The organism is Streptomyces sp. MH60, from assembly GCF_002939385.1.
Classification (GTDB): Bacteria; Actinomycetota; Actinomycetes; order Streptomycetales; family Streptomycetaceae; genus Streptomyces.
The window spans coordinates 91,569-97,568 of record NZ_MULI01000021.1 but is presented as its reverse complement, the minus strand read 5'-3'; the positions used below and the strand labels follow the sequence as shown (position 1 = coordinate 97,568).

At 71.8% G+C, this 6,000-nt stretch carries 6 protein-coding genes; 2 read left to right on the top strand and 4 right to left on the bottom strand.

Annotated features, from left to right (window positions below):
* The coding region (locus tag BZZ08_RS16190) for a TSUP family transporter (RefSeq protein WP_198601507.1) at positions 1-305 on the bottom strand (305 nt) is incomplete at its 3' end.
* 93 nt (positions 306-398) lie between these two features.
* Between BZZ08_RS16190 and BZZ08_RS16185 the strand changes: the two genes are divergently transcribed.
* The gene (locus BZZ08_RS16185) at positions 399-1,178 is read left to right on the top strand and encodes an AraC family transcriptional regulator (protein ID WP_104632929.1); all 780 of its coding nucleotides are present in this window, start codon (positions 399-401) and stop codon (positions 1,176-1,178) included.
* A gap of 4 nt (positions 1,179-1,182) precedes the next feature.
* Here the strand turns inward: BZZ08_RS16185 and BZZ08_RS16180 are convergent, their stop codons facing one another.
* The 3 genes from BZZ08_RS16180 to BZZ08_RS16170 all read right to left on the bottom strand — a co-directional run bounded on the left by BZZ08_RS16180 (position 1,183) and on the right by BZZ08_RS16170 (position 4,272).
* Positions 1,183-1,833: a GntR family transcriptional regulator gene (locus BZZ08_RS16180; RefSeq protein ID WP_104632928.1), complete on the bottom strand. Its 651-nt coding sequence runs from the start codon at positions 1,831-1,833 to the stop codon at positions 1,183-1,185.
* A gap of 125 nt (positions 1,834-1,958) precedes the next feature.
* Positions 1,959-2,684, bottom strand: a complete 726-nt coding sequence (locus BZZ08_RS16175; protein ID WP_104632927.1) for an aspartate/glutamate racemase family protein — start codon at positions 2,682-2,684, stop codon at positions 1,959-1,961.
* Between the two features lie 100 nt (positions 2,685-2,784).
* Positions 2,785-4,272, bottom strand: coding sequence for an NCS1 family nucleobase:cation symporter-1 (locus BZZ08_RS16170; RefSeq protein ID WP_104632926.1), 1,488 nt, complete (start codon positions 4,270-4,272; stop codon positions 2,785-2,787).
* 216 nt (positions 4,273-4,488) lie between these two features.
* Here BZZ08_RS16170 and BZZ08_RS16165 point away from each other — a divergent pair, with 216 nt between their 5' ends.
* Positions 4,489-5,976, top strand: coding sequence for a family 43 glycosylhydrolase (locus BZZ08_RS16165; protein ID WP_104632925.1), 1,488 nt, complete (start codon positions 4,489-4,491; stop codon positions 5,974-5,976).
* The last annotated feature ends 24 nt before the right edge of the window (positions 5,977-6,000 follow it).

Genomic DNA, 6,000 nt, shown 5'->3' with positions numbered 1-6,000 from the left:
AGCCCGGCCGGGGCGTGGCGCGCGGCCAGCGCCCCGGCCGAGGCGCCGACGCCCAGCAGGACCAGCAGCGGGCCGCCGCCCCGGAGGGCGCCCAGCACCCGGCGGGGCGTGACGGCGGTGGCGAAGGCGGCGTTCACCACCATGACCAGGGCCGAGGTGGCCGTCGCCACCCGCATCGCGTCCGCGCCGAGCGCGGAGTCCGCCCACACCACGACCGGGACGGCGACGAAACCGCCGCCGAACCCGAACAGCACGGTGGTCACACCGGTCAGGAGCCCGATTCCGAGTAGAGCCGCAAAATCCACACCGGCTACTCCACCAGCCCGGCGGCGCCGCCCGCATTCGATGCCCGGCACCATTCCTTCGCGACCCGGCCAGGACGGCCGTAGGGTGAGCGGGTGAAGAACGTCCCCCTGGCCGACGTCGACCACGTGGACCGGGCCGTGCTGCCGATCGGCACCGACTACCCGCCCGGACACCTCCTGGACTGGCACCAGCACCGGCGCGCGCAGTTCCTGTACGGCGCCACCGGGGTCATGGTCGTCGACACCGACGACGGCACCTGGACGGTGCCGCCCGAGCGCGCCGTCCTGATCCCGGCCGCCACCCGGCACCGGGTGCGGATGCTCGGCGTGAGCACCCGCAGCCTGTACATCGAGCCGGACGCCGTACCGTGGTGGCCCGGCACCTGCACGGTCGTGGACGTGCCGCCGCTGCTGCGCGAACTGCTCCTGGCGGCCGTCGAGTTCGAGGCCGGCTACGACCTGTCCGGGCGCGAGGGCAGCGTCGCCGACCTCCTCCTGCACGAGATCGCGGCGCGCGCCCCGCTCCCGTTCCACGTCCGCATCCCCGCCTCCGCCGACCTGGCGACGCTGTGCCGGGCGTATCTGGCCGCACCCGACACCGGGGTCACCAATGCCGCCTGGGCGGCGCGGACGAACATGAGCGAGCGGGCCTTCACCCGGCGCTTCCGTGCCGAGACGGGCGACAGCCCCGCCGTCTGGCGGGGCCGCGCGCGCCTGCTCGCGGCGGTGCCGCTGCTGCGGTCCGGTTCGGTCAGCGAGGTCGCCGGGCGGCTCGGCTACGCCTCTCCCGCCGCGTTCACCGCCGCCTTCACCCGCACCTTCGGCATCCCGCCGTCCCGGTTCACGCGGGGCCACCGCGGGCGGCCCGGCTGAGGGCCTAGGAGTGCTCCTGCGCCAGGTGGCCGAGGGCCGCGCTGCGGCTCGTCGACAGATGGTGCAGGACCAGCTCCTGGACGCGGTCCACGTCGCGGGCGGCGATGGCCCGGTAGAGGGCGTCGTGCTCCAGTGCGACGGCCAGCAGGTCGTCGTGCTGGCCCAGGAGCCAGCGCAGCCGGCTGCGCAGGACCCGTTCGAGCTCGTTGAGCAGCTCGTTGGCGGCCAGGGAGACGACGGTCTCGTGGAAGTCGGCGGCCGCCCGGCGGGCCCGTACCGCGTCGTTCGCGCGGGCCGCGTCGAGTTCGGCGTCCACCGTCGCGCGCAGCCGCTCCAGCCCCTCCCGCGTGTGCCGTTGGGCGGCGAGCCGGAACCCCAGGGTCTCCAGGCCCGAGCGGACCTCGTCCAGGTCGGCGATGTCGCTGGTGGTGAACTCCCGCACCACCGCCCAGCTCCGTGGCCGCGGGGTCACCAGTCCTTCCGACACCAGGGTCTTGAGGGCCTCGCGGACGGGGAGCCGGCTCACGCCGAGTGACTCGGCCAGCTCCCGTTCGACCAGGCGGCTGCCGGGGGCCCGCACACCGTCGATGATCTCGTCGCGCAACCGCCGCGTGACCCGCTCGGACTCGGGCGTGAAGCCCTCTGACGCAGCCATCGCCGTCCTTCGTCTGTCTTCCCGTTCCCGGCACGCCGACCGCGCCGTGCGGAGCGGCGGTCGGGCGGCCCGTCAGAATACCCCGGGGTCCACGGGCGGCCCGGGCGGGACGGCGCGACGACGGGTCAGCCCGCCTGCGGGGGCCAGTTGACGATCCGCTTGGGACGCGGACGGGCGTAGGTGCGCACCTTGGACGTGGACAGGCCGAGCCGGACCAGGGACTCGGCGACCGTCACGGCGGCGGCGACCCCGTCGACCACGGGGACACCGGTACGTTCCACCACGCGTTCGGCGAGGCCCGCCATGCCGCCGCAGCCCAGGCAGATCACCTCGGCCCGGTCCTCCTCGACCGCGCGGGCGGCCTGCTCGGTGATGGCGTCCACGGCCGCCTGCTCGTCCCGTTCCAGCTCCAGTACGGCGAGCCCGCTGGCCCGCACCGAGGCGCACCTGGCGCTCAGTCCGGCCACCTCCAGCCGCTCCTCGATCAGGGGGACCGTGCGGTCGAGGGTGGTGACGACGGAGTAGCGGCGGCCCAGGTACTGCGCGGTGCTCGCGGCCGCCTCGGTGATGTCGACGACGGGCACGTCGAGCAACTCCTGGAGCCCCTCCCGGCCGTGCTCGCCGTAACCGGCCTGGATCACCGCGTCGAAGGGCTCCCGGTGGGCGCGCACGGTCTCCATCACGGCGACGGCGGCGAGGTAGCTCTCGTAGTTGCCCTCCACGGACTCCGCGCCGAAGGCCGGGGTCAGCGGCACGATCTCGGTGCCCGCGGAGGCCGCGCCGGCCGCCTGCTTGCCGATCGCGTCGGTGATGGACTGCGTGGTGTTGACGTTGACCACGAGGATGCGCATGGGTGGGCCTGGGCCTTCTGCTCGGACGGGGAGGGGACGGGGACGAGGGACGGGGACGGGGACGGGGCGCGACGGGGGGGCGGGGGAGGGGCGTGCGGGGCTATTCCGCGGCGACGGCGATGGCCTCGCCGTCCACGTCACGGAACGCGGAGGCACGGTCGGCGATCAGCGCGTACAGCACGGCGGCGATGATCGCGCCGATGAACCAGGAGAACCCGGCCGCGGCGTGGAAGAAGGGGACGAGGGCGACGACGACGGCGATCGCGGCGCTGGGGGCGAAGGCGGCGACGGCCCGCGGGTTGTAGCCGCGCCGGTAGTGGTACTCGGCGCCCGCGTCCTCGGTGTACAGGGCCGGCACGTTCACGCGGGACTTCCGCAGCAGCCAGTAGTCCGCCATGATCACGCCGAACAGGGGGCCGAGCAGCGCGCCGAGCCCGCCGAGGAAGTAGTTCACGACGACCGGGCTGTTGTAGAGGTTCCAGGGCGTGATCACCAGGCCCAGGGCCGCGCTCACCAGACCCGCGCGGCGGAAGTCGAGCCGGTGCGGGAAGAGGTTGACCAGGGCGTAGATGGGCGCCACGAAGTTGGCCAGCAGGTTCACCGCCACCGTGAGGGCGATCAGACACAGCGAGGCGACGGCCAGCAGGAACATGTTGGGGATGGTCCTGACGATGTCCGTCGGACTGGTGATCACGCGTCCGTCGAGGGTGAACTGGGCCCCGCTGAGCACCGCCACGATGACGGCGAAGAAGAGCATGTTCACCGGGATGCCGATCACGTTGCCCCGCACGATGGAGCCGCGGCTGCGCGCGGACCGGGTGAAGTCGCAGAAGTTCAGCACGAACGTCCCGTAGATCACCACCCACAGGGCGGCGGCCTGGAGCACCTGGAGCCACATCGCGCCGCCGGTGAGCGGATCGTCGATCGACACGGAGACCGACCCGTCGGCCCGGACGAACATCCACACCGCGAGGGCACACATCGTCAGCAGGGTGGTGGGCGCGGCGAAGGCCATGTACCGGCGGATCATCTGCATCCCGTAGCTGACGATGAGCACCTGGAGGGCCCACAGCACCAGGAAGGTGATCCAGCCGAGCGTCGACTGGCCGAGCAGGGAGTTCGTGTCCAGGGAGGCCAGCGAGGGGAACATGGCCACCAGGAGGGCGCTCAGCACCGCGGACGCCAGATAGGTCTGGATACCAAACCAGGCGATGGCCACGGCACCGCGGACGGTGGCCGGAATCTTCGCCCCCTTGATGCCGAAGGCGATGCGGCTCATGACGGGGAACGGGACGCCCGTCTTGTGGCCCATGAACCCGGAGAGCGTGAGCAGGAGGAAGAGCAGGACCGAGGCGAGCGCGAAGGCGGCGAGGATGCCCCACACGTTCAGGCCGAGGGCGAACAGTCCGATGGCGAAGGCGTAATTGCCCAGGCTGTGCACGTCGTTGGCCCAGAGCGTGAAGACGTTGTAGGCGCCCCAGCGGCGGCCTTCCCGCTTCGTCGGGGCGAGGTCGTACGTGTAGAGGCCGGAGCTGGTGGCGGTGTCGCCGGTCCCGGCGGACGAGCGGCGGTCTTCCAGGGCAGTCATACGGGACTCCTGGGATCAGGTGCGGGGAATTGGAGAGTTTCACAAAGCGGAAGCTGCTTTCCGGTGAACAGAACGTAGTTTTCGCCAAACCGCACCGTCAAGGGGTCTGCGGCAAATGGAATACCATTTTTGGCCCTGTTGACAGCCCCAGGGGCCGTCCCTAACCTGACGCCCCGTCGTTACATCGATGTAAAGGCTTCGGGAGAGGACCCCCACGTGCTTCCCAGCCCCCCACACCGTCCCCGTGCCCGCCTCGGCGCGATCCTCGCCGCCCTTCTCGGGCTGGTCGTGGCCCTGCTGCCCGGGCTCACCGGACCGGCCGCGGCGGCACCCGCCGCACCCGCACCCGCACCCGCAGCCGAGGCCGCGGCGGCGGGCACCTTCCGCAACCCGCTCAACAGTGGGCCCGACCCCTTCATGACGCACTGGAAGGGCGCCTACTACCTCACCACCACCCAGGGCGGCAGCATCCGGATGTGGCGCTCCCCGTCCCTGGGGACCCTGCCGGCCGCGGACCCGGTCACCGTGTGGACCGACACCGACCCGTCCCGCGACCGCAACATCTGGGCCCCGGAGTTCTACCGCTTCGGCGAGCGCTGGTACCTCTACTACACGGCCGACGACGGCGTCGACGACCACCACCGGCTGTACGTCCTGGAGTCGGAGCGAGACGACCCCACCGGCCCGTACCACTTCAAGGCCAAGCTCGCCCCGCCCAACCACGCGGACGACTTCGCCATCGACGCGGGCATCCTCCGACTGGGCGGTCGGCTCTACCTCGCCTACAGCGGCATCAACCAGTACCAGCACAACGGGATCAACATCGCCCCGATGTCCGACCCGTACACCGTCTCCGGGAACGCGGTCGCGATCGACGCGGCGGGCGGCTGCCCCGAGGTGCGGGAGGGCCCCGAGTTCCTCTACCGCAACGGCCGGGTCTGGATGACGTACTCCACCTGCGACACGGGCAAGCCGGACTACCAGGTCTGGATGATGTCGATGCCGCTGAACGCGGACCCGCTGGTACCGGGGAACTGGCACCAGCACCGGGGCGCGGTCTTCTCCCGCGCCGACGACCGTGGCGTGTTCGGGCCGGGCCACCACGCCTTCTTCACGTCCCCCGACGGCACCGAGGACTGGATCGTCTACCACGCCAAGACCACCTCGGTGAACACCTACACCAACCGCACCACGCGGGCGCAGAAGTTCACCTGGCGGGCCGACGGCACACCCGACCTCGGCCGTCCGCTCGCCATGGGAGCCACCCAGAACCTCCCCTCCGGCGATCCCGGCTCGGGCAACTACTGGATCAACGACGACGGCCGTTCCAGCGGCCCCGGCGGCGTCACCTACACCGGTGCCTGGAACTCCGGCACGGGCTGTGCCGCGCAGTGCTTCTGGAGCGACGACCACTGGAGCGACCGGGCGGGTGCCACGGCCACCTTCTCCTTCACGGGCACCCGGATCGTCCTGCTCTCCGTCAAGGACACCGGCAACGGCTACGCGGGCGTCAGCGTCGACGGCGGGCCCGAGCAGCGGGTGGACTTCCACCACTCGATCCGCGTCGGGGAAGCGGTGCAGTACACGAGCCCACGGCTGGCGTACGGCGGCCACACCCTGCGGGTCCGGGTCACGGGCGAACACAACTCCCAGTCCGGGGCGTCCTTCGTGAGCGTGGACCGGGCCGAGGTCTACACGAACTGACCCGTACCGCACACCCGGCCGACC

Bases quoted from the DNA above. Each gene is read 5' to 3' on its own strand.
- BZZ08_RS16175 (WP_104632927.1), bottom strand. From the start codon at position 2,684: ATGCGCATCCTCGTGGTCAACGTCAACACCACGCAGTCCATCACCGAC.
- BZZ08_RS16170 (WP_104632926.1), bottom strand. From the start codon at position 4,272: ATGACTGCCCTGGAAGACCGCCGCTCGTCCGCCGGGACCGGCGACACC.
- BZZ08_RS16180 (WP_104632928.1), bottom strand. From the start codon at position 1,833: ATGGCTGCGTCAGAGGGCTTCACGCCCGAGTCCGAGCGGGTCACGCGG.